This is a genomic window from Streptosporangium sp. NPDC053982, assembly GCF_055585205.1.
The window spans coordinates 410150-431525 of the sequence record NZ_JBVJKQ010000002.1; the positions used below are offsets into that span (position 1 = coordinate 410150).

General features: G+C 71.6%; 23 protein-coding genes and 1 riboswitch. Of the genes, 12 read left to right on the forward strand and 11 right to left on the reverse strand.

The window, feature by feature from the left end; all coding sequences use genetic code 11:
• Positions 1 to 11: 11 nt before the first annotated feature.
• The 5 genes from folP to ACZ6W9_RS04685 are packed head-to-tail and all read left to right on the forward strand — an operon-like array spanning position 12 to position 2638.
• Positions 12 to 863 carry a dihydropteroate synthase gene (folP, locus tag ACZ6W9_RS04665; protein WP_389961219.1) on the forward strand — a complete coding sequence of 284 codons (852 nt, stop codon included), beginning with the start codon at positions 12 to 14 and terminating at the stop codon, positions 861 to 863.
• A complete protein-coding gene (locus ACZ6W9_RS04670; protein WP_362933464.1) occupies positions 860 to 1300 on the forward strand; it encodes a nuclear transport factor 2 family protein in 441 nt (146 codons plus the stop codon). The genes folP and ACZ6W9_RS04670 overlap by 4 nt, the downstream gene beginning before the upstream one ends.
• Positions 1297 to 1683: a dihydroneopterin aldolase gene (gene folB, locus ACZ6W9_RS04675; RefSeq protein WP_362933467.1), complete on the forward strand. Its 387-nt coding sequence runs from the start codon at positions 1297 to 1299 to the stop codon at positions 1681 to 1683. Before ACZ6W9_RS04670 ends, folB begins: the two co-directional genes overlap by 4 nt.
• A complete protein-coding gene (gene folK / locus ACZ6W9_RS04680; protein ID WP_389961217.1) occupies positions 1680 to 2177 on the forward strand; it encodes a 2-amino-4-hydroxy-6-hydroxymethyldihydropteridine diphosphokinase in 498 nt (165 codons plus the stop codon). Before folB ends, folK begins: the two co-directional genes overlap by 4 nt.
• Positions 2174 to 2638: a DUF3180 domain-containing protein gene (locus ACZ6W9_RS04685; RefSeq protein ID WP_389961215.1), complete on the forward strand. Its 465-nt coding sequence runs from the start codon at positions 2174 to 2176 to the stop codon at positions 2636 to 2638. Before folK ends, ACZ6W9_RS04685 begins: the two co-directional genes overlap by 4 nt.
• A gap of 145 nt (positions 2639 to 2783) precedes the next feature.
• Here the strand turns inward: ACZ6W9_RS04685 and ACZ6W9_RS04690 are convergent, their stop codons facing one another.
• Entirely contained in the window at positions 2784 to 4010 is a 1227-nt protein-coding gene (locus ACZ6W9_RS04690; protein ID WP_389961213.1) for an NADH-quinone oxidoreductase subunit D, read from the reverse strand.
• Positions 4011 to 4027: 17 nt separating this feature from the next.
• Entirely contained in the window at positions 4028 to 5308 is a 1281-nt protein-coding gene (locus tag ACZ6W9_RS04695; RefSeq protein ID WP_389961832.1) for an aminotransferase class V-fold PLP-dependent enzyme, read from the reverse strand.
• 242 nt (positions 5309 to 5550) lie between these two features.
• A riboswitch (SAM riboswitch) is annotated at positions 5551 to 5666 on the reverse strand.
• A gap of 123 nt (positions 5667 to 5789) precedes the next feature.
• On the opposite strand from ACZ6W9_RS04695, the gene ACZ6W9_RS04700 reads away from it, so the two are divergent.
• Complete coding sequence (locus tag ACZ6W9_RS04700) at positions 5790 to 6989, forward strand: cytochrome P450 (RefSeq protein ID WP_389961211.1); 1200 nt, start codon at positions 5790 to 5792, stop codon at positions 6987 to 6989.
• Positions 6990 to 7144: 155 nt separating this feature from the next.
• Here ACZ6W9_RS04700 and ACZ6W9_RS04705 read toward each other — a convergent pair whose 3' ends face one another.
• Together ACZ6W9_RS04705 and ACZ6W9_RS04710 are read right to left on the reverse strand one after the other, a co-directional pair.
• Positions 7145 to 7498: a hypothetical protein gene (locus ACZ6W9_RS04705; RefSeq protein ID WP_389961209.1), complete on the reverse strand. Its 354-nt coding sequence runs from the start codon at positions 7496 to 7498 to the stop codon at positions 7145 to 7147.
• Positions 7495 to 7965: a hypothetical protein gene (locus ACZ6W9_RS04710; RefSeq protein WP_389961207.1), complete on the reverse strand. Its 471-nt coding sequence runs from the start codon at positions 7963 to 7965 to the stop codon at positions 7495 to 7497. Before ACZ6W9_RS04710 ends, ACZ6W9_RS04705 begins: the two co-directional genes overlap by 4 nt.
• 1711 nt (positions 7966 to 9676) lie before the next feature.
• On the opposite strand from ACZ6W9_RS04710, the gene ACZ6W9_RS04715 reads away from it, so the two are divergent.
• The 3 genes from ACZ6W9_RS04715 to ACZ6W9_RS04725 all read left to right on the forward strand — a co-directional run bounded on the left by ACZ6W9_RS04715 (position 9677) and on the right by ACZ6W9_RS04725 (position 12767).
• Positions 9677 to 10456, forward strand: coding sequence for a GntR family transcriptional regulator (locus ACZ6W9_RS04715; RefSeq protein ID WP_389961205.1), 780 nt, complete (start codon positions 9677 to 9679; stop codon positions 10454 to 10456).
• Between the two features lie 909 nt (positions 10457 to 11365).
• Positions 11366 to 11869 carry a hypothetical protein gene (locus tag ACZ6W9_RS04720; RefSeq protein ID WP_389961201.1) on the forward strand — a complete coding sequence of 168 codons (504 nt, stop codon included), beginning with the start codon at positions 11366 to 11368 and terminating at the stop codon, positions 11867 to 11869.
• 391 nt (positions 11870 to 12260) lie between these two features.
• Positions 12261 to 12767 carry a DinB family protein gene (locus ACZ6W9_RS04725; protein WP_389961199.1) on the forward strand — a complete coding sequence of 169 codons (507 nt, stop codon included), beginning with the start codon at positions 12261 to 12263 and terminating at the stop codon, positions 12765 to 12767.
• 26 nt (positions 12768 to 12793) lie between these two features.
• Here the strand turns inward: ACZ6W9_RS04725 and ACZ6W9_RS04730 are convergent, their stop codons facing one another.
• Both ACZ6W9_RS04730 and ACZ6W9_RS04735 read right to left on the reverse strand, forming a co-directional pair.
• The gene (locus tag ACZ6W9_RS04730) at positions 12794 to 13297 is read right to left on the reverse strand and encodes a pyridoxamine 5'-phosphate oxidase family protein (RefSeq protein WP_389961197.1); all 504 of its coding nucleotides are present in this window, start codon (positions 13295 to 13297) and stop codon (positions 12794 to 12796) included.
• 272 nt (positions 13298 to 13569) lie between these two features.
• A complete protein-coding gene (locus ACZ6W9_RS04735; RefSeq protein WP_470116729.1) occupies positions 13570 to 14667 on the reverse strand; it encodes an SAM-dependent methyltransferase in 1098 nt (365 codons plus the stop codon).
• 241 nt (positions 14668 to 14908) lie between these two features.
• Between ACZ6W9_RS04735 and ACZ6W9_RS04740 the strand changes: the two genes are divergently transcribed.
• The 3 genes from ACZ6W9_RS04740 (at position 14909) to panD (ending at position 17342) form a co-directional block, all read left to right on the forward strand.
• Positions 14909 to 15799 (forward strand): Rossmann-like and DUF2520 domain-containing protein, encoded by an 891-nt coding sequence (locus ACZ6W9_RS04740; protein WP_389961193.1) that lies wholly within the window; start codon positions 14909 to 14911, stop codon positions 15797 to 15799.
• Positions 15790 to 16647, forward strand: coding sequence for a pantoate--beta-alanine ligase (gene panC / locus ACZ6W9_RS04745; RefSeq protein ID WP_389961191.1), 858 nt, complete (start codon positions 15790 to 15792; stop codon positions 16645 to 16647). The genes ACZ6W9_RS04740 and panC overlap by 10 nt, the downstream gene beginning before the upstream one ends.
• Before the next feature lie 257 nt (positions 16648 to 16904).
• Positions 16905 to 17342 carry an aspartate 1-decarboxylase gene (gene panD / locus ACZ6W9_RS04750; RefSeq protein WP_362933509.1) on the forward strand — a complete coding sequence of 146 codons (438 nt, stop codon included), beginning with the start codon at positions 16905 to 16907 and terminating at the stop codon, positions 17340 to 17342.
• 205 nt (positions 17343 to 17547) lie between these two features.
• Here the strand turns inward: panD and ACZ6W9_RS04755 are convergent, their stop codons facing one another.
• The 5 genes from ACZ6W9_RS04755 to ACZ6W9_RS04775 all read right to left on the reverse strand — a co-directional run bounded on the left by ACZ6W9_RS04755 (position 17548) and on the right by ACZ6W9_RS04775 (position 21258).
• A complete protein-coding gene (locus ACZ6W9_RS04755; protein ID WP_389961189.1) occupies positions 17548 to 18105 on the reverse strand; it encodes a TetR/AcrR family transcriptional regulator in 558 nt (185 codons plus the stop codon).
• Positions 18098 to 18961 (reverse strand): alpha/beta fold hydrolase, encoded by an 864-nt coding sequence (locus ACZ6W9_RS04760; protein WP_389961187.1) that lies wholly within the window; start codon positions 18959 to 18961, stop codon positions 18098 to 18100. The genes ACZ6W9_RS04755 and ACZ6W9_RS04760 overlap by 8 nt, the downstream gene beginning before the upstream one ends.
• A 144-nt stretch (positions 18962 to 19105) precedes the next feature.
• A complete protein-coding gene (locus ACZ6W9_RS04765) occupies positions 19106 to 19741 on the reverse strand; it encodes a hypothetical protein (protein ID WP_389961185.1) in 636 nt (211 codons plus the stop codon).
• Between the two features lie 52 nt (positions 19742 to 19793).
• Positions 19794 to 20417 (reverse strand): RNA polymerase sigma factor, encoded by a 624-nt coding sequence (locus tag ACZ6W9_RS04770; protein ID WP_470116730.1) that lies wholly within the window; start codon positions 20415 to 20417, stop codon positions 19794 to 19796.
• 112 nt (positions 20418 to 20529) lie between these two features.
• Complete coding sequence (locus tag ACZ6W9_RS04775) at positions 20530 to 21258, reverse strand: SDR family NAD(P)-dependent oxidoreductase (protein WP_389961181.1); 729 nt, start codon at positions 21256 to 21258, stop codon at positions 20530 to 20532.
• Positions 21259 to 21376 lie beyond the last annotated feature (118 nt).

The window sequence follows — 21376 nt, forward strand, 5'->3', positions numbered from 1 at the left end:
GGCTTGTCGGCATGACTACGTGGAAGGTGCCGGGGGTGCCCGGTCGCGGCCGGTGCCTGGTGATGGGCGTGGTCAACGTGACCCCCGACTCGTTCTCCGACGGCGGCCGCTGGTTCGACCCGAAGGTCGCCGTACGGCACGGTCTCGAGCTGGTCGAGCAGGGCGCCGACATCGTCGATGTGGGAGGGGAGTCCACCAGGCCCGGCGCGGCGCGCGTGCCGCTCGACGAGGAGCTGGCCCGGGTCGAGCCGGTCATCCGGGAGCTCAGCCGCGCGGGCGTCACGGTCAGCGTCGACACCATGCGGGCCGAGGTCGCCCGCGCCGCGGTGGACGCCGGGGCCGTGCTGGTCAACGACGTCAGCGGCGGGCTGGCCGATCCGGAGATGCCGAGGGTCGTCGCCGCGACCGGCGTTGCGTACGTGGTCATGCACTGGCGCGGCCACAGCCACGCGATGAACGACCGCGCGGTCTACGGCGACGTCGTGACCGAGGTACGCGAGGAACTGGCCAAGCGGGTGGCCTCGGTGCTGGCCGAAGGCGTCGCCGAGGAGCAGATCGTGCTCGACCCGGGACTGGGTTTCTCCAAGAACGCCGAGCACAACTGGGCCGTGCTCGGCGGGCTCGACCGGCTCGCCACGCTCGGCTACCCACTGCTCATCGGAGCGTCCCGGAAGCGTTTCCTGGGAAGGCTGCTCGCCGATCCGGACGGTACGCCACGGCCCTTCGACCGCAGCGACGACGCCACGCTCGCCGTGACGGCCATCGTCGCCCGGCAGGGGGCGTGGTGTGTGCGGGTGCACAACGTACGCCCGAACGCGGACGCCGTCCGCATCGCCGCAGCCGTCCAGGGAGCGAGAGCATGAGCGTCGACACCACCGCCGTCGAGACGGTCAACCAGTCGTTCTACACCGCGATCGAGAACGCCGACCTCGACCGGATGACCGAGATCTGGGCCGAGGACATGGACGGCCGGCAGGTGAGCTGCGTGCATCCCGGGTGGCCGATCGTGTCGGGCCGCCCGGAGGTGCTGCGCTCCTGGGCGCTGCTCATGGCCAACACCCCCTACATCCAGTTCGTGCTGACCGACGTCCGGGTGATGGTCATGGGCGACGTCGCCATCCTCACCTGCGAGGAGAACATCCTCACCGCGGGCGACGAAGGTGATTCCAGCTTCGCCGCGGGCAAGGTGGTGGCGAGCAACACCTTCGTCAGGACGGCCGAGGGCTGGAGGCTCTGGCTGCACCACGGTTCGCCCGTGCTGCAGAGCGACGACGACGAGGAGGAGGACGAGGCGGCGTGACAGATCCGACAGGCACCGACCGGATCAGCGTGCGGGGGTTGCGGGCGAGAGGACGGCACGGCGTGCTCGCGGCCGAGCGGGAGCTGGGTCAGGAGTTCGTCGTGGACGTCACGCTCTTCCTCGACACCGCCCCCGCGGCGGCAGCGGACGACCTGACGAGGACCGTGCACTACGGTGAGCTCGCCCAGGAACTGGTGAAGGTCGTGGAGGGCGAGCCGGTAGACCTGATCGAGACGCTCGCCCGGCGTCTGGCCGACGTCTGCCTGGCGTACGAGCCGGTGGAGTCGGCCGAGGTGAGCGTCCACAAACCGGCCGCGCCGATCCCGCTGCCGTTCGACGACGTGGTCGTGACGATCAGGAGAAGCCGGGAGGGCCGCGGATGAAGGTCGTGCTGGCGCTCGGCAGCAACCTGGGCGACCGCTTCGACACCCTGCAGGGCGCGCTGGACGCGCTCTTCGACGCGCCGGGGCTGGCCTTCGTCGCGGTGTCGCCGGTCTACGAGACCGACCCGGTCGGCGGCCCCGAACAGGGCCCGTACCTCAACGCGGTGGTGATCGCCGAGAGCTCCCTGGACCCCCGGACGATCCTCGAACGCGCCCAGAACGTGGAGAACGCCTTCGGGCGGATCCGGATGGAACGCTGGGGCGCCCGCACCCTCGACGTCGACCTCATCACGGTGGGGGACGTCGTCTCCGGCGACCCGGAGCTGACGCTGCCGCACCCCCGGGCGCACGAGCGGGCGTTCGTGCTGGTTCCGTGGTCGCGGGTCGATCCGGAGGCGACGCTGGCCGGGCGGCGGGTCACCGACCTGCTGGCCGGGCTGGACCAGGAGGGCGTGCGGCCGCGCGCGGATCTGACGCTGCAGAGGCCCGAGTGAGGCCCAGCCGCCCCGACGTGATCGTCGGGCTCATCGTCGTGTTCGGCGTCCTCACCTGGGTCGCGCTGAAGCCGTTCTACTCGTCCCTGCCGACCGTGCCGTGGACGGCGATCCCGACCGTCTTCCTGCTGGCGCTCGGCGAGGCGTACACCGGATGGATGACCAGGGCCCGGATCGAGCGCAGGCCGGACACCAAACCCGTCGAGCCGATGGCGGTGGCCCGCCTGGCCGCCCTGGCCCAGGCGTCGGCGTACGGCGGAGCCGTCTTCGCGGGCGTCTTCGCCGGGTTCGCCTTCTACACCGCGGACCTGCTGGAACAGGGCGTGCCACGCCGTGACTTCTTCATCGCCGGCGGCTCGTTCGTCGGCTGCGTGGTGCTGGTCTGCGCGGCGCTGTACCTGGAGCACTGCTGCCGGGTGCCCAAGGACCCCACCGAGAAGGGCCGGGAGGCCGGGCACTGAGGAGTCCCGGCCTTTCCCGCCGGTCGGCCACCCGGTGACCGTCCGGAGGCCGGGAGCGGCCGGGGAGCGGTGACCGGCCGGACCGTCTCCGGGGTCCGTCTTTCACCGGGGACGCCGGACCCGGACGCCGGGTCCGGCGGCGGCGTCACTTGTCGATGTCGCCGACCACGAAGAACATCGAGCCGAGGATGGCCACCATGTCGGAGACCAGGTGGCCGGGGAGCATCTCGCGCAGCACCTGGACGTTGTTGTATGAGGCCGAGCGGAGCTTCAGCCGCCACGGGGTCTTCTCGCCGCGTGAGACGAGGTAGTAGCCGTTGAGGCCGAGCGGGTTCTCCGTCCAGGCGTAGGTGTGGCCCTCGGGGACCTTGAGCACCTTGGGCAGGCGCTGGTTGATCGGCCCCGGCGGCAGCTCGCGCAGCCGTTCCAGGCAGGCGTCGGCCAGGTCGAGGGAGACCTTCACCTGCTCCAGCAGCACCTCGAACCGGGCGTGGCAGTCGCCGGCCTCCCGGGTGACGACCCGCACCGGCAGCTCGCCGTAGGCGAGGTAGGGCTCGTCCCGGCGCAGGTCCATGTCCACGCCGGAGGCACGGGCGATCGGGCCGCTCACGCCGTACTGCATGATCGTCTCGCGGTCCAGGACGCCCACCCCGCGGGTGCGGGCGAGGAAGATCTCGTTGTCCACGATCAGGTTCTCGATGTCGGGCAGCCGCCGCCGCACGTCGGCGACGGCCCGCGCCGCCCGCTCCGACCAGCCCTCGGGCAGCTCCTCCTTCAGGCCGCCGACCCGGTTGAACATGTAGTGCATCCGCCCGCCGGAGACCTCCTCCATCACGGCCTGGAGGGTCTCGCGCTCACGGAACGCGTAGAAGACGGGGGTGATCGCGCCGAGCTCCAGCGGGTAGGAGCCGAGGAACATCAGGTGGCTGAGCACCCGGTTCAGCTCGGCCAGCAGCGTGCGGGTCCAGACGGCCCGGGGCGGCGTCTCCATGCCGATCATCCGTTCCACCGCGAGCACCACGCCCAGCTCGTTGGCGAACGCCGACAGCCAGTCGTGCCGGTTGGCCAGCACGATGATCTGCCGGTAGTCGCGCACCTCGAACAGCTTCTCCGCGCCGCGGTGCATGTAGCCCACGACGGGTTCGGCCGAGCTGATCAGCTCTCCGTCCAGGGTGAGCCGCAGCCGCAGCACCCCGTGGGTGGAGGGGTGCTGCGGTCCGATGTTGAGGACCATGTCCTCGGTGGCGAGCTCCTTGCCCTGCGCGCCGGGAGCCACCGGCCCGTCAGCCGGGGCCGGCCGTACGGCCTCCGCCCCGGCCCCGATGCCCACGTGCAGCTCCCGGGACGCCCCTTCGGTGCGACGCTCACTCATAGGGCTATGCTCCCACGTCAGCGTCGCGCGGCAATCTCCCGCAGGGCGGACACCAGGCGGTCCACGTGCTCGTCGACGGTGCCGATGCCGATCGACGCGCGGACGGCCGAGGCGGTCCCGTCGTCGCAGCCGCCGTCGGCGGCGTCCGGCCGCCGCGGGTCGCGGTCGGCGTCCGGGCGGTGGGCGTCCAGGAGGTGCCGGACGAAGGGGTGGGCGCAGAACCTGCCGTCCCGGACGCCGATGCCGTACTCGGAGGACAGTATCTCGGCGACCTCCCGGGCGGTACGGCCGGCCACGGTGAAGGAGACGATGCCGACGCGGGGATGGGCGGGGTCCCACAGGGACAGCTCACGAACCCCCTCGATCCCGGCGATCCCGGCACGCAGCCGGGCGAGGAGACGCTCCTCCTCGCGGACCAGCGCGGTCCAGCCGGTCGCGGTCAGCGCGTCGCAGGCGGCGGCGAGGGCGACGGCGCCGAGGACGTTCGGGGTGCCGGCCTCGTGGCGGGCCTCGGGGTCGTCGTGCCAGTCGGCCTCCCCGCCGTCCGCGACCGCCCGCACCGCACCCCCGCCGCGCAGGTACGGCTCGGCTCCGGACAGCCAGTCCGGGCGGCCGATCAGCGCGCCCGTGCCGAACGGCGCGTAGAGCTTGTGACCGGAGAAGACCACGTAGTCCAGGTCGAGCGCGGTCAGGTTGACCGGGCGGTGCGGGACGAGCTGGGCGGCGTCCACCAGGACGCGGGCGCCGTGCCGGTGGGCGATGTGCGCCAGCGCGGCGATCGGCCACAGCTCCCCGGTGACGTTGGAGGCGGCGGTCACGACCAGCAGTTTGGGGCCCTCGATCTCGGCGAGCGCCCGGTCCGCGGCGCGGACCGCCTCACCCGGGAACGCCGGCGGCGCCAGCCGTACGGCACGCCGCCACGGCAGCAGCGAGGCGTGGTGCTCGGTGTCGAAGACCACGACCGTGGTCCCCTCGGGCAGGCAGCGGGCCAGCAGGTTGGTGGCGTCGGTGGTGTTGCGGGTGAAGACCACCGCGTCGTCCGGGCGGGCCCCGGCGAAGGCGCGGACCGTGTGCCGGGCCCGCTCGTAGCGGGCGGTGGTGAGCTGGGAGGCGTAGCCGGCGCCGCGGTGGACGCTGGAGTAGGCCGGGAGCGCGGCGGCGACGGCGGCGCTCACCGGCTCCAGACAGGGCGCGCTGGCGGCGTAGTCGAAGTTGGCGTAGGGGACCAGCCGGCCGCCGCGGACCGGGACTTCGAGGTCAGCGCCGAGCACCGCCGGGATCCGCCGGGCCTCGGGCACGCGGGTCCCGGGGAGGGTGCTTCCCGGTACGGCGGTTCCCGGGACGGCCGGGGTGCTTCCGGCGGCGGGGGCGGCGGTTTCCGGGGCGGCCGGGGCGTTTCCGGCGGCGGTTCGCGTGGTGCGGTCGGCCACGTCGCCGGAAGCGGTGTCGGCGGGGGCGGTGGAGGCGAAGATCGTCAGGGTGGACACGCCCGTGCTCCTTAGGAGGTCATCGGACCCCAAGCCACGGCGTCGATGCGTGGAGTCCGCGCTTGCCCGGCGCACCTCGCGCCGGACCAGGTCCTCACCCGGGGCACCCCGCCGCGGACGCGAGGGTTGCCGGCCAGCTAGCCGGGGCTTGTCGCTGGCACTCATGACCTACCGGGGACTATAATCGACGACAGCGGCCCCGCCGCAAGCTCCGTGTCTCGGAATGCGGACAGATGTCTCGTGGATCTCCGGGGCCTTGGGGCCCGGCCACCTGGGACATTACGATGTCTACGTGCGCTTTGATCCTTGGAATCCGGAATTCGTCGCCCACCCTTACGACGTCTACGACGAGCTGCGACGCGAGCGGCCGGTCGGCTTCTTCGAGCCGACGGGCCAGTGGCTGATCGCCCGGCACGCCGACGTCAACGCGCTGCTGCGTGACCGCCGGCTGGGCCGGTCCTACCTGCACGTGGCGACCCACGCCGAGTTCGGCAGGCCGGACGACCCGGAGTTCCAGGACCCGTTCTGGCGGGTGATCAGGGCCGGGATGCTCGACGTCGAGCCGCCGGTGCACACCCGGCTGCGCCGGCTGGTCTCCAAGGCGTTCACCCCGCGCATGGTCGAGACGCTGCGCCCCAAGGTCGCCCGGATCGCCGGAGAGCTGGTCGAGGCGTTCGCCGAACGCGGCGGCGGCGACCTCATCTCCGAGGTGGCCGAGCCGCTCCCGGTGACCGTGATCGCCGAGATGCTCGGCGTGCCCGAGGCCGACCGGCACCTGCTGCGGCCCTGGTCGGCCGACATCTGCGGGATGTACGAACTCAACCCCTCGGTCGAGGCCCAGCACACCGCCGTACGCGCGGCCGAGGAGTTCTCCGCCTACCTCGTCGAGCTGGCGCGTGCCCGCCGTACCGACCCCGGCGACGACCTGATCAGCGCGCTCGCCCAGGTGGCCGACGAGGGCGACCGGCTCACCGAGGAGGAGCTGGTCGGCACCTGCGTGCTGCTGCTCAACGCCGGGCACGAGGCCACGGTCAACGTCACCGGCAACGGCTGGTGGTCGCTGTTCCGCAACCCGGCCGAGCTGGAACGGCTGCGCGCCGACCACGGCCTGCTGCCCAGCGCGATCGAGGAACTGATGCGCTGGGACACCCCGCTGCAGATGTTCGAGCGCTGGGTGCTGGAGGACATCACCGTGGGAGGGATCGACATCCCGCGCGGCTCGGAGGTGGCGCTGCTGTTCGGCTCGGCCAACCGCGACCCCGAGGTCTTCGCCGACCCCGAGCGCCTCGACGTGGGCCGGGTGGACAACCCGCACATCTCCTTCGGCGCGGGCATCCACTTCTGCCTCGGCGCGCCCCTCGCCCGGATCGAGCTGATCGAGTCGTTCGGCGCCCTGCTGCGCCGGGCCCCGAAGATGGAACTCACCGCCGAGCCGACCTGGGGCCCCGGCTACGTCATCCGCGGCCTCACGGCCCTCGACGTGAGGATCTGAACCCGTCCGTACGCCCTGCGGAGGTCGAACCGGACTCGCACCTTCACGGAAGGGCGGGACCGGCTTCGGTCCGGAGACTCGGCCCAAGGACATGAACCGACTCGGATCAGGCCGACTGCCTGCGATGACGTCTGGTTTCGCCCGGCGGTCGCCGACTACTCGGTGTCCTTGGGATGTCGAGGTGAGGCGTAGATCACCCATACGGTGCGGGTGTCGTCATCGATGGCATAGCGCACCCGCCCGCCGCTGGTGACTTCGAATTCCCACTGTTCCAGATCCTTGCCGTTGTGGCGATGAGTCGCGAGATCACCGCGTAGGCGATGCTGACGATCATGACTGGATCGCGAACGGGGGTCGGCCCGCAGTACCTCGAAGCATCGGCGCGTATTGGCCAGAGCGTGGCGGCACAGCTCTTCCCAGCCCCTGACCGCGTCACCGGTACCGAATCGAACATCCCACTCACCATCCGGTGGTGGCACCGTGACCCGGTCTCCGCGCTTGGGGCTCACGCCGAAACCCGCACGGGGCCGAAGTCGCCGCTCGTGGGCTTTCGGGCTTCGGCGTGGAGTGCGGGGTCGGCCTTGATCCTGGCGGTGGCCCGCCAGCCCGCGATGACCTCCTGGCTTGTGGTGTCGACATCCAGCTCAGCCGCGTCGGACAGCGCTTCGACCAGTTCCAGGGTGAAGGCGCGAAGCTCGTCCACCGACAGATGGCGAACCCAGGGGAAGACCTCCGGCATGGCGATGACCAGTGCGCGTGCGGTGGGGTCATGCTTGATCAACGCAAGGAACAACCGGGACGCGGTGGCCAGCGTTTGTTCGCGCTCTTCTTCGCGGTCCGCCGCGGTCAAGTAGAAATCCGGGGCGTCCCGATGCGTGACGCGCACGCGCCCCAGGCGCGCCGCGCGCTCGGCGACCGCGCGGGGATTCCGTGAGAGATCGGAAAAGGTCACCGCGTCGGCCTGGCTGGTGCTCACCTCTCGAATGTACATCAGAACGTATTCTGATGTCAGTCGGTCAACCCGGGAGGTCGCCTGTTGATCGGTGCCGAGTTCTGGGAGCGCGTCCCTGCGGAGGGTGAACCGGCCGGGAGCCCCCGCTCCTGCTGGCTGCGGGGTTACTCGGCTCGGATCGGTGATCGACTACCTGGGCCGGTCGATTGTCCTGCGGCTCTCCGCGCAACCCTTTCGGCATTCGGTATGACCGAAGATGTATTCGCTCTATGCGAAGCATGGCGCCGCCCATTGTTCCGACCATCCGCTGGCTGAGCCCCTGACTGAGATCCTCCGTTATGTGTACGGGCCCCACTGGAGTACCAGCGGCCCGGACCGTGTTCTCGGACCGGCCGCCAGGGCATGGCGGTGCGGGACGGGGGCGCTCCGCACCGCCATGCCGGTTCAGGGTGCGGCCACGTCATCCCGGCGGTTCGGTACGGCGTGCCGCCGCGCCGATCCCCGGATCGGCGCGCTGGAGCGGGAGCCAGGGAGTCGGCGGCGGGTGCGGCCCGGAGCCCCTCCGCCCCAGGCCGCACGTCGGCGACGCGGTGACGCGCACCCGAAGGCCGGCCCGCCGCCGCGTCCGTTCATGGGTGGCATCACGCCGGTGGAGCGGGCGCCAAGCCCACTCAAGGGGTCGTGGAACCCGCCGGGGAAGGCGGAAGGCCCGTTCCGGGAAGCCCACGGCCCGTAACACCTCGGAGCGGGCCGGATGACTCGGCCGTCCCTTCCGCGATGCCGCGCGGGCCGGGCATCCGAGCCGCCTCCTCCTGCCGGGCGACCTCGGCCCGAAGCTCCTCGAAGGTGTCGGCGTCCACGGTCCGGTACGGCGGGCCGTCCCACCGCGACCCCTCGGCGAAGGGGCGCTCCCGGCTGGCCCAGAACCGTCCGGCGTCGCTGCGGATGATCCGCCACCCGGGAATCGCCGGTCGGGATCGTGCGGTCTCGGGCTGTTCCACGGGTCGGACCTCCGTCATCGCGTCCAGGGCCTGTCCGCACGTCGGTGACGCCGGACGGATCGGTTCCAGGGGTCGTGCGGGTCCTGCTGCTCATGCGGGTCTCACCGTTCGTGTCGGTGGTCGCATTGGTCTCGCCGTTCCCATCGGCACGGGGAGGAACGGGGACCTCCGGGCTCCGGGACTCCTGCGGGACGGGTTCCTGAAGGACGAGCCGCGCATCCGGGGCGCGCCCGGCCGTCGGGGCCCGCCGTACGGGGGCCGGGGGCCGTCGGACCGCCGGGACGCCCGGCTCGGGGCGGCGCTGGGCGGGGACCAGGGGGATCACCTCGGCCGGCGCCACGGCGGAGGGCGGCGCGAAGCGCGGAACGCGCCTCGGCCCCAGCCGGTGACGCGCCTCCATCCGCGCGGCCATCAGCTCACCGGACGGCTGCGCGTAGTCGTGGTCGGCGGCTCGGCCGGGGCAGCCATGCGCGTACGGCGGGTGCCCGCAGTGGGCACACCCCATCGGCATCGGCGGCCCGTCGGCGAAACAGCCGCATCCGCTTACCGCGACCCGGTCGAGGACCGGAGCACTAGTGTTCGTCATGGGTCAGGAGCCACTTCCTGATCAAGGGCTCGTCAGACGTTGCGAGCGTCCTGGCGGGCCCGTCTAAGTGTCGTAGGACACATAAAGTTAAGGCCGGTCAGGCTTGTCGTCAAGAAAATGGCCTACGACACTTCGGTAGGGTGCTCATATGCATCCAGATCCTCAGTCACCCGCGCAGCGCATCGTGGCCGATCTGCGCGACGACATCGCGGCTGGTCGCCTGCCCGCCGGAGCCAAGCTGCCCTCCGTCCGGGATCTCGCCGAGCGCTACGACGTGTCACGCAGTACGGCGAGCAAGGCGCTGATCCTGCTCAGGAACGAAGGGTTGGTGGTCACCCGGCATGGCTCGGGCGCCTACGTGCGTGAGTCGTATCCGATACGCCGGTTGGGGCCGGATCGCTACGCGCGGCACCGCTGGGAGCGGACCGACGTCGAGGCGTTCGCCACCGGCGCGCCGGGCAGCGATTCCACCCGGCAGCAGGGGCGCCAGACACAAGACGTGTCCCTGGTGACCGCCGACGAAACGGTTGCCGTCGCGCTCGGTGTCGAGGCGGGCTCTCCGGTGTACGAACGGGCACGCGTCATGACCCGTGACGGCGTCCCCACCCACACGATGACCTCGTACTATCTCCCCGCCCATGTCGAGGGCACGCCCCTGGTCGATCCCGCGCCCGGGATCGCCGGTCCGGGCGGCGGGTTCCGCGTGCTGGCCGACCGGGGTCTTCCCCCGCATGAGATCACCGAGGACATCCAGGCCCGCATGCCCACGGCCGAGGAGACCCTCCTCCTCGATCTCCCGTCAGGGGAACCGGTCGTGGAGGTGCGGCGTGTCACCCGTACGGCCGACGGTCAGGCGGTCGAGTACGCGCGTGGTGTGCACGCGGCGAGCCGGTTCGTGTGGTCGTACACCTATACCATCCCCGACTGAGCTCCCGGGATGGTGCCGGAACGGCGTTCGGGCCGGATGGCGCGGTGGTGTGCCGCCATTTGCTCCTGAAACGGTGCGCGGGCGCGTGCGGGGGCCGGCGTCGGTGCGGCCCGGCGCCGGTGGATGCCGAAGCGAAGCAGCATGTGGGTACCCAGCAGCCGTTGATCGCTCTTTGCCTGCGATGGTCCCGGGAAGCAAATCGCATGCATCAGAGTTTCAATCAGTAGTATTTTGGCAACTGAGAGTAGTGTCGCCACTGATAATCCTCTATTATTTGGCAATAAGTGCGCGTATGCTAACAAGAGGTTGAAGTTGTAATAAACGGACAAACTTCGCAAAATGATACAAATACACCTAGAAGACTTTAAATATCCTGTTTGGAAATAACGATTTGAGTGATCCATGGAGATTCTTCAGTGATTCTAGCCATCGCTGGCTAACGTTCACGGCATGGGTCAGGCAGGTCAGGGTTATGTGCGCCAAGGGGCATGTCGATGTGGACCACCCTCGGATGAGTGTGTAGCGGATGATGAAGTGTTGACCCATCATGCGAAGGTTGCGGGCGAGTTTCTTAATGCGCCCCGCATCGAGACTGAACGCGAGGTATCCGTTCTTCGGGGGAAGCTGACCGTTGAAGAGGCTACCCGTTACCGCCGCAGGCGAGCCAGTGCCGCAGCCATACAGGCGGCAGCCGACAAGGCGGGTGCCCGCTACACCACAGCCGGTCGATTGCGAGAGGCGGGCTTCGCGGTGGTGCATACACCGGGAAGTGAGGTCAATGGCCCCCATGTTTCAGTGGTATGGCCAGCCGACGACCCGTTGGAGAGGCAGGACATTCCCTGGCCGGATCATGTGGCCGCAAGGTTCGCTGACTGTTTTATTGGGCATTTTTAGGCGGAGGTGGTTCCCATGAACCTTGACTCCCTGGTGAAGGGAGGCCGTCTGCCGTGGCGCCCGAACGCTCGGTCAGAGGGCCTGGAGGTCTTCCATCGGTATGAGATTCCCCTCACCGGTACCTTCCAAATGGACCAGGAGACGGTTCTCTTCACGATGGTCTTCGAGGGGGATGGAGAGCTATCGATCTGGGCTTACGTCAAGTTGGACGAAGAGGTGGTAGCCGGTCTGTCCGGTTTGACCTTCGAGTCACTTGAGACGTTGGACGAGTGGGTCGATGATCAGTTTCTGGGTCGAGAGGCTGTCCTCGCGATCGTCCGAGAAGACAGAATCGGATCCCGTTGGACACGGATGCACGTTGGCTCTGGCCTGCTGGAGGCGGCAGATGCGTTCCTTACCGCCGTCATTCAAAGTTTAGATCGTGTCGAAGACACCGCCAGTAGAATCCGCGCCAAGATGGCCGGACTTGACGCTGCGCGATCGGAGCTTCCCGGTGGTCCGGAGCTTTTGAAGCTTTGACATCGGCGCGTGTTAATTCCTCCTTCCTTTTCGGTTTCTGCGGTCGAAAAGGAAGGAGCGTTCATTCAAGCATTTGATTTCGCCGCTGAGCGGCATAAGAGCAGCCTGAGCGGCTGTATCAGCGGCGACTGCGCCGAGGCCGCCACGAACCTGCCCGGTGTCGTCGCGAGCCGCGACAGCAAGGACCTCTCCAGCCCGCGGTTCCAGTCGCCGCCCTCGAAACGGCCCTAACGGTCCTCTGCCCCTGTCACCCAGGCCGAGCCCCGAGCCCCGGGCGGCGTGGCGGCGTGGCGGCGTACCCGCTATGTTCCCCGGAGCAGCACGGGTGCCTGCCGGAATGCGACGCCGGTACGGCCCGGCGCAGGGAATCGCCGATCGGAGGGGACAGGCAGTGACCACGGAGCGGATCGGACCGCCGTTGACCGCGGGGGAGCGTGAGACGCTGCGCGCCTTCCTCGACTACCACCGCGCGACCCTCGCCATGAAGTGCGACGGCCTGTCCGACGAGGAACTTCGGCGGCGGTCGATGCCGCCCTCGACGCTCTCGCTGCTCGGCCTGGTGCGCCACATGGCCGAGGTGGAGCGCACGTGGTTCCGCAAGATCATAAACGGCGAGGACATCCCGCTCGTCTGGTCGGACGAGAACGACTACCAGGTGGCCTACGACGCGAGCGCGTCCACCCGCGCGGAGGCGTTCGCCGCCTGGCAGGCGGAGGTCGAGCACTCCCGCCGGATCGAGCGGGAGGCCGAGTCGCTCGACGTGACGGCGTACAACCCCAGGTGGGACGAGAAGGTGTCGCTGCGGCTGGTGATGCTGCACCTGATCCACGAGTACGCCCGCCACAACGGGCACGCCGACCTCCTGCGCGAGGGCGTGGACGGGACCGTCGGCGCCTGAGCCGCCGCCGGGGGAACCGGTGACGGTCAGGCGGGGAAGCGGTAGCGGGTCTGGCTGTAGGGCGCCTTGCCGAAGGCCAGCACCTTCGCCGGGGTGACGCCGAAGACCAGGGCCCGCCGGCCGTCGCCGCCGCGGAACGCCCCGTCGGCGACCGCGTAGTCCCAGTCGAGCTTGCTCTTCCATCGTTCCGCGAGCCTGCCGAGCAGTCCCTCGTCGGTCACCCGGACGGCGGTCCCCTCCACCACGACGTCGAGCCCGGACCTGAGCCGGTCGGTGCCGGTGGTCAGGACGCAGCGGGGCTCGTGCTCCAGGTTCCTCGCCTTCTGCTCGCCGGGGCCGGTGCTGAAGTGCAGCGCCCCGTCGAGCCAGATCGCCGGGAGCGGCGTGACGTGCGGACGCCCGTCACGGCGTACGGTCGACAGCCAGAACATCTCCGCCGCCGACAGCACGCCGGCCACCTCCCGCCACGGCCGCGCCTCGGCGCCGGGCTCGCTGAACCCCTCGTGCAGCTCTGTGATCGGCTCGAACATGGGAATGTCCTCCTTCTCCGGGCGTGTGCGTCCCTACCCGGGGACAGACCGCCCGGCGGAGGAGAACTCATCGTTCCAGAGCGGCCCCCTGCCCGGCAGGCTCCGTATCGATCATGAGTCATGGCGTCGAATCCGCGGTTCACCGACCGGTCCGCTCAGGGACGGGCCACAGCCGATCGGTCCGTTCGGGAGTGGGTCAGAGCCGACCGGTCCGTTCGGGGACAAAGGTCTGACCGGCTCAGCCGGAGGCGAGCCAGGGCCGGTCGGCCCGTTCAGAGGCGTGACTGGGCCAGCCAGCCGAAGTCACCCAGGCCGCCCGTGGCGATCAGTTCCGCCTCCTGGGACGCCCTGGCGAGGGCCCGGAGGTAGCCGCGCGGGTCGGTGCGGGCGAGCTCGTCAGGCGGGCGGGTACCGGTGACGCCGAGGGCGAGGAGCGCCCGGCGCTGGGTGGTCAGCGTCGTGACGACGCCCTCGACGCCCTCGACGCCCTCGACGCCCCCGACGCCTCCGCCACCCCCGGCGTGTGTGCTCCGCGCCCCGGCGGTGGTCCCGGCTTCTCCGGTGCCCCCGGCCTTCCCCGTGTCGCCGGCATCCCCGCCGGCCCCGGCGCGTTCACCGGCCACCGCGCAGGCGTCCAGGGCCACGTGGGCGGTGACGTCGCACGACCCGTCCGGCACCGGCGGGACCAGGGACCCGTCGCGGTAACCGGTCAGCGTGCCGTACGGCGGGCGCTCGGCAAGGGAGTGCGCGTAGTCGATCGCGACGGCCTCCCCGGCGGCCAGCCGTACGATCACCGAGGCCCACGCCTCGTCGCGCGGCCTGCCGATCTCGGCCCGCTCGCCGGGCGACCGCATCGGCCACCAGCGGTTCAGCCAGGCGAGGTCGGCGTCGCAGGGGGCCTCCCCGAGGCGTTCCGCGCCGTCCACGGGGTCCACCAGGACCAGCCGGGGGCCGTCCGCCGTCTGCTCGGCGACGTCCAGGGGCACGTTGTCCAGCCACTCGTTGGCGATCACCAGGCCGCGGACGCCGTCCGGTACGGCGTGCGCCCACCGGATCTCCGCCGGCAGCGAGGGCGGCCGGGACGCGAGGTCCACCCCGGTCGCCCGCAGCCGCTCGCGGAGGCCGGGTGGCGCGGCGGCGAGCACCCGGGCGGCCAGCTCGCCCTCACCGGCGCCGACGTCCACCAGGTCGATCACCGGCGGGTTGCCGAGCGCGTCGTCCACCGTCACCAGCCGGCGCAGCACCGCCTCGGCGAAGACGGGGGAGGCGCCCACGGAGGTCCGGAAGTGCCCGGAGGGACGCTCTCGCAGGTAGAAGCCGTTCTCTCCGTAGAGCGCTTGCTCCATCGCGACGCGCCAGGTGAGCCACACGCCCACGACGCTACAGGTCCGGCGGGGTTCCACGAGGGCCGATGACAGGCCGGGCGCGACGGCGGCGCCGGGCCGGTGGACCGGTGATCGGCCGGTGCGGGCCGGTAGCCGATGATCCACCGGGCGCACGGCCGTACGGCGCGGGCGTTCCTGAATGTGCCGGTGCGTGGCCGGGAAAGCCGGGCCCGTTACTCTGGTCAACTGGACACGGAGCCCCCGATGCGGTCAAGGACAGGACAACATGGACGCAGGTGATCATCCGGCGCGCCTTGCCGTCGGGGTCGTCGGGGCCGGCCGGGTCGGCTCGGCCCTCGGTGCGGCCCTGGCGCGGGCGGGCCACCGGATCGTCGCGGCGAGCGGCGTCTCCGACTCCTCCAGGGAACGGGCGGTCGAGCGGCTCGGCGTCACCCCGTGCCGTCCGGAGGAGGTGGTGGCGCAGTCCGACCTCGTCCTGCTGACGGTCCCCGACGACGTCCTGCCGGACCTGGTCTCCGGCCTCGCCGGCACCGGCGCCGACCTGCGCGGCAAGATGGTCGCCCACACCAGTGGCGCGTACGGCCTGGGCGTGCTGGACCCGGCCGCCAAGGCGGGCGCGCTGCCGCTGGCTCTCCACCCGGTGATGACCTTCACCGGCCGGGACGACGACCTGCGCCGCCTCGTCGGCATCTCCTACGGGGTCACCGCGCCCGGCCCGCTCCGCCCGGTCGCCGAGGCGCTGGTCATCGAGATGGAGGGCGAGCCGGTCTGGATCGAGGACGCCGACCGGCCGCTCTACCACGCCGCCCTCGCCGGCGCCGCCAACCACATGGTCACGCTCGTCGCGGAGTCCGCCGACCTCCTCGGGCGGATCGGCGTGGAGCAGCCGGGCAGGATGCTCGGCCCGCTGCTGGGCGCCGCCCTGGACAACGTGCTGCGGCTCGGCCTCGCGGGGCTGACCGGGCCCGTGGTGCGCGGGGACGCCGGGACGGTGCGCAAGCACATCGACGCCCTCATCCTGGCCGCTCCCGAGGCGGCGGACGCCTACGTGGCGCTCGCTAGGCTCACGGCGGACCGGGCGCTGGCGGCCGGGCTGCTCAAGCCCGAGACCGCCGAGCGCCTCCTGGACGCGCTGGGAGGCAACATATGGACGTGATCGTGGCGCGCAACCGCGCCGAGCTGGCCGAGGCGCGCCGGGCACTCGGGGCGCACGGCGGGATCTCCCGGGGTACGGCGGAGCTGGCGCTGGTGCCGACGATGGGCGCGCTGCACGAGGGGCACCGCTCGCTCATGCGGCTGGCCCGGGAGCGGGCGGACCACGTCGTCGTGAGCGTCTTCGTGAACCCCCTGCAGTTCGGCCCGGCCGAGGACTTCTCCCGTTACCCCCGGACGTTCGACGCGGACCTTGCGGTGTGCGCCGCCGAGGGGGTGAGCGTGGTGTTCGCGCCCTCCGCCGACGACATGTACCTGCCGGACCGGCAGGTCGGCGTGTCGGCGGGGCGGATGGGCACGATCGCCGAGGGCGCCTTCCGGCCCGGCCACCTCGACGGCGTGCTGACCGTGGTGCTCAAGCTGTTCAACCTGGTACGGCCGGACGTGGCGGTGTTCGGCCGGAAGGACGCCCAGCAGCTCGCGATGATCCGCCGGATGGTCGCCGACCTCGACGTGCCGGTCGCGGTCGTCGGCGGCCCCACGGTCCGCGAGGCCGACGGCCTGGCGCTGTCCAGCCGCAACCGGTACCTGTCCGGCGACGACCGGCGGGCCGCGCTGAGCCTGTCCCGGGCGCTGTTCGCGGGGGCTGGGCGGCGGACGCCCGCGGAGATCCGCCGGGCCGCGCGGGAGGTCCTGGACGGCGAGCCCGCGGTGTCCCTCGACTACCTCGTCCTGGTCGACCCGGCCACCTTCGAGGAGGCCGGCGACGACCACGAGGGGGAGGCGATCCTGGCCGTGGCGGCGAAGGTCGGCTCCACCCGGCTGATCGACAACGTGACCGTCACGCTCTGACGCCTCCGCGCGTCTCCCTGCGTCTCCCCGCGGTGGTCGGGGCGGCGGCGCGGTGGGTGCGGGAGATCTCCGCGCGTCTCCCGAGCACGGCCCGCGGTCCCGTCACGTGACGGGACCGGACGCCCCTGCGGAATCCGATGGGAATCCGGTGGGAACGGAGCACACGGCGAGCAGATCCCGGGACGGGCTCGGATATATTCCGCATCAGGCGTGCACGCCACGGGGCGGCGCGACCACACGGAAGGGCTTCTTCAGGCATGTTCCGGACCATGCTCACCTCCAAGATCCACCGGGCCGTCGTCACCCAGGCCGACCTGCACTACGTGGGATCGGTGACGATCGACGAGGACCTGCTGGACGCCGCGGGACTGCTCCCCGGCGAGCAGGTGCACATCGTCGACATCGACAACGGCGCCCGGCTGGTGACCTACACGATCCCGGGCCCCCGCGGCTCGGGGGTCATCGGCATCAACGGCGCCGCCGCCCGGCTCGTCCATGTGGGCGACCTGGTGATCATCATCGGGTACGGCCAGATGGAGGACGCCGAGGCCAGGAGCTTCCGGCCCCGGATCGTCCACGTCGACAGCGGCAACCGGATCACCGGCCTCGGCCACGACCCCGCCGAGGCGCCGGAGCCGGCCGTCCCGGGGGCCGGGGACCTCCTGCGCGGCGACGAGCGGTACGTCCCGGCGTAGGCGTTCCGGCCGGTTCCGGGACCTCCGTTCCCGCGGATCCCGGGACCGGTCGCCCGCACCGCTGAGCACGCGGTACGCCGACGCCCCGTCCCCGCGGGTCCCGTGACCGGCTCCGGGCTCTTCCGCGCGGCGGCGGGCCGTACCTCCCGATGCGGGTGTTCCGGCCGGCCTCGGGGTCCCGATCCCCGCGCGGGACGTCCCGGGGTCAGGGCCGGGGCTCGCGCAGGCCGGCGATGACCATGCGGGTGAGCAGCTCGTAGGTGTCGTCGAGCGACTCGGGCAGGCCGAACGCGTCCGCGGCCTCCAGCAGGGTGAAGCCGTGGACGACCGCGCGCAGGCAGCGGACCGCGTGGACCGTCTCGGAGTCGGTCAGGTCGTAGGAGCGCACGGCCGCGAACAGGACGTCCACCAGGTGTTTTCCCGCCTCGGCCACGCCCGGCTGCGGGCTCTGGATCATGGCCGCGTAGCGGCCGGGGTGGGTCCGGACGTACGAGCGCCAGGCGGTCATCAGGGCGCGCAGGGCCTCGTCGCCCGACCGGCCGAGCACGGCGTCGCCGACGCGGGCCGAGATCTCGCCCATCACGTGTGCGGAGAGGAGCTCGCGCAGCTCGGCGAGGTTCCGCACGTGCTTGTACAGGGACGGCGTGGCCACCCCGGCGCGGGCGGCCACCGCCGCCAGGGTGAGCGCGGCGGGGCCCTCCTCGTCCACGACGCGCAGTGCGAGGCCGACGACGGCCTCCCGGGACAGGGAGGCCCTAGGCACGGGTGTGCTCTTCGAGGAAGGGCAGCACCGCGGCGGCGACCTCCTCGGGGAACTGGGCGTGCGGGTAGTGCCCTCCGCCGTCGATCATCACGTACGACCCCTGTCCCTCCGGCATGGTGGCGACGATGGCGCGGGCCTCGGCCTCGGGGTCGGCCCAGTCGGGGTCGAGGGCGCCCATCACGACGAGGGCGGGCCGCCGGAGTTCCGGCAGGGCCTCGCCGGCGTCGTTCGGGGCGGCGAAGCCCATCGCGGAGACCACGGCCATCCGGCCCGGCCTGCTCAGGTCGGCCTCCAGGGCGGCGAGGTAGTCCGTCCAGTCGGCGGGCTTGACCCCGGGGACGGCCACGTCGAGGTAGCGCTTCCACAGGCCGGGGCTTTTGAACATCGCGGCGCCCATGAGCCGCAGCATGCCCGCGCGGTGGCGGCGGACGCGCAGCAGGCCGCCGAGGTCGAGCTTCTGCGGGCGGGTGAACGGGCCGATCTCGACGACGGCGCCGACCAGGTCGGGCCGCCGTACGGCGGCGATGGTGGCCGCGCCGCCGGAGAACGAGTGGCCGACGATCACCGCGGGGCCGCCCAGGTGCTCGATCAGCGCGATCAGGTCGCCGGCGGTGTCGGTGCGGTTGTAGGAGGACCAGCCGAGCGTGGAATCGCCGTGCCCGCGCAGGTCGGCGGTGGCGACCCGGTATCCGGCGGCGGTGAGCCGCGGGATGAGGAAGCGGTACGCCTCTCTGCTGTCGCCCATGCCGTGCGACAGGACGACCAGCGGGCCCTCTCCGGCCACCCGGTACGCGATCTCGCCACCGTCGATCTTCAGCGTCTCGTCCATCGCCCGTCCCTGTCGGCTAATCTCCATAGCCTGAAAGCTAATGCAATTAGCCGACAGGGTCAAGCAGCGATTTTCACTGAAAAATCCGTCCATGTCGGCTACGGCGGCGCGTGGATCCCGCCGGGCGGACCCGCCGGCACGGCCCTGCGGGCCGCACCGGCGGCCGGCCGGTCAGCGGTACTCGTCGAACCCGGGGGTCGGGGAGTCGACGAGGACGCACGGCGCCACGGTCCCGTTCGTGATCCGGGCCAGGGACGCCATGACGACGCCGTGGGGGTTGCCCCGCATCTCGGCGAACTGCAGCATCGCCGTCTGGCCGGGCTTGAGGACGGACGGGTGGAGCAGTACGGCGGTCTCGTCGAGGGTGTCGACGGTCCCGGCCTGCTCACCGTCCAGGGTCAGGAGGTCATCGGCCTCGCTTCTCGGCAGGAAGTCGCCGCGCGTCCCCTCGCACCGCTTGCCCGGCGGCACATAGTCCACGACCGCGTTGAGTCCGAGGTCCTTCAGGTCGGCCTCCAGCTTCTTGGCGTCCCTGAACTCCTTGATCTGCACCCGGATCGAGCCGTCCGGGGTCCTGTCCACCGCGTAGGCCGGGGCCCCGCCGACCACCAGCGGTACGGCGACCGCCGCGGCGGCGGCCACGGCGGCGGCGAGGGCGAGGACCGGGCGGCGGAACGGGAGACGCCGGGCCGGAACGGGCCGCGGGTCCTGCTGGATCTCCTGCATCAGGAACTCCTTGATCTTTTGATGGCGGTCCGCCGGAAGCGCACGTTCGGCGTTCGCCCAGGGGCCGGGATCGGCGTTCATCGGCTCTCCTCGAAAAGGGCGGGGACCCCCGCCTTCGGACGTGGGAAGGGGGTCATGCGGTGTTCTCCCGGACGGACCGGACCGCGGTTCCGCGGTCACCATCTGTCTGTCCGCGGCCGGCGCGCGGTTCCGGGGGCTTCGCCGTACCGGTGAGGGCGGCGAGCTTCCTGCGGGCCCGGGACAGCCGGGAGCGCACGGTGCCCACCGGCAGGCCGAGTGCCCGCGCGGCCTCGGCGTAGCCCAGGCCGGCCCCCACGCACAGGGCGAGGACCTCCCGCTCGGAACGGCGCAGCCCGGTCAGGGCGGCCCGTATCTCGTCCAGGGATCGCCGGTCGTCCAGGCGGCCCGCTACCTCGTCGGCGATGTCCGGCTCCGCCGTGCCCGGGGGGAGTCTGGCGAGGGCGGCCCGGTACCGGCGGGCGGCGCGGGTGGTGTTGCGCGCGACGTTCGTGGCGATGCCCAGCAGCCAGGGGCGCAGCGAGCCGCCGACGGCGTCGACCCTGGCCCGCAGCCGCCACGCCTCCAGGAAGGTCAGCGAGACGATGTCCTCGGCGGCCGACCAGTCGCCGGTCAGGCGGAAGGCGTGGCTGTACACCGATCCGGCGCACTGGTCGAAGAGCTGCCCGAACGCGTCGGCGTCACCGGCGCGCACCCGGGCATGCATATCTGTTTCCACGCCTATGTACTGTCCGGCGGGAACGTCATGGTTCGGCAATCGGGCGGTTTCCGTGCCCCCGGTGTCCCTCCGCGTCCCCGGCGGCGTGCCCCTCAGGGGCCCGGTGGGGGGCCTACATGCCTCCCGCCACCCGCAGGACCGCCCCCGTCGTGTAGGAGGCGTCGGCCGAGAGCAGCCAGGAGACGGCTCCGGTGATCTCCTCCGGCCTCCCCGCGCGGCCCATGGGGATGGTTCCGGCGAGCTTCGCCGGGCGCTGCGGGTCGGCGTGGAACTCCGTCCAGATGATGCCGGGGGCCACGCAGTTGACCCGGATGCCGTCGGCGGCGACCTCCTTGGCCAGGCCGACGGTCATGGCGTCCACGGCGGCCTTGGTGGCGGCGTAGTGGACGTACTGGCCGGGGCTGCCGAGGGTGGCCGCGGCCGAGGAGATGTTCACGATCGCCCCGCCGCCGGTCCGCGCCATGTCCCGTACGGCACGGCGGGCGCACAGCAGGTAGCCGAGCACGTTGACCTCCAGCGCGCGGCGCATGCCGTCGGCGTCGGCGTCCGCGAGGCGGCCGTTGCCGCCGCTGATCCCGGCGTTGTTGACCAGCCCGGTGACCGGGCCGAGCTCGGCGGCGGCGTCGAAGAGGCGTTCCACGGAGGTCTCGTCGGCGGTGTCGGCCGGGACGGTGAGGCAGCGGCGGCCGGCCGCGCGGACGGTCCCGGCGACGGCCTCCGCGGCGTCGGTGTCGGAGCGGTAGCCCACGACGACGTCGTGGCCGTCGGCGGCGAGACGGGCGCAGATCGCGGCGCCGATGCCGCGACTGCCCCCGGTCACGACGGTGACGGGCTGGTGCATGTCGGACCTCCAGGACGACGGACCGCGCCCGGACTCTCCGAGGCGGCCTCGATGAAAAAAGATCATCTGATCATCCCATGAAAGACCTTCTGTGGGCCAGGGTCCGGGGCGGCCTGGA

What these genes read in the sequence shown, in the direction of transcription:
- folP (WP_389961219.1), top strand. Translation starts at nt 12, where the DNA reads ATGACTACGTGGAAGGTGCCGGGGGTGCCCGGTCGCGGCCGGTGCCTG.
- ACZ6W9_RS04670 (WP_362933464.1), top strand. Translation starts at nt 860, where the DNA reads ATGAGCGTCGACACCACCGCCGTCGAGACGGTCAACCAGTCGTTCTAC.
- folK (WP_389961217.1), top strand. Translation starts at nt 1,680, where the DNA reads ATGAAGGTCGTGCTGGCGCTCGGCAGCAACCTGGGCGACCGCTTCGAC.
- ACZ6W9_RS04690 (WP_389961213.1), bottom strand. Translation starts at nt 4,010, where the DNA reads ATGAGTGAGCGTCGCACCGAAGGGGCGTCCCGGGAGCTGCACGTGGGC.
- ACZ6W9_RS04715 (WP_389961205.1), top strand. Translation starts at nt 9,677, where the DNA reads ATGCATCCAGATCCTCAGTCACCCGCGCAGCGCATCGTGGCCGATCTG.
- ACZ6W9_RS04720 (WP_389961201.1), top strand. Translation starts at nt 11,366, where the DNA reads ATGAACCTTGACTCCCTGGTGAAGGGAGGCCGTCTGCCGTGGCGCCCG.
- ACZ6W9_RS04730 (WP_389961197.1), bottom strand. Translation starts at nt 13,297, where the DNA reads ATGTTCGAGCCGATCACAGAGCTGCACGAGGGGTTCAGCGAGCCCGGC.
- ACZ6W9_RS04740 (WP_389961193.1), top strand. Translation starts at nt 14,909, where the DNA reads ATGGACGCAGGTGATCATCCGGCGCGCCTTGCCGTCGGGGTCGTCGGG.
- panC (WP_389961191.1), top strand. Translation starts at nt 15,790, where the DNA reads ATGGACGTGATCGTGGCGCGCAACCGCGCCGAGCTGGCCGAGGCGCGC.
- panD (WP_362933509.1), top strand. Translation starts at nt 16,905, where the DNA reads ATGTTCCGGACCATGCTCACCTCCAAGATCCACCGGGCCGTCGTCACC.
- ACZ6W9_RS04760 (WP_389961187.1), bottom strand. Translation starts at nt 18,961, where the DNA reads ATGGAGATTAGCCGACAGGGACGGGCGATGGACGAGACGCTGAAGATC.
- ACZ6W9_RS04765 (WP_389961185.1), bottom strand. Translation starts at nt 19,741, where the DNA reads ATGAACGCCGATCCCGGCCCCTGGGCGAACGCCGAACGTGCGCTTCCG.
- ACZ6W9_RS04775 (WP_389961181.1), bottom strand. Translation starts at nt 21,258, where the DNA reads ATGCACCAGCCCGTCACCGTCGTGACCGGGGGCAGTCGCGGCATCGGC.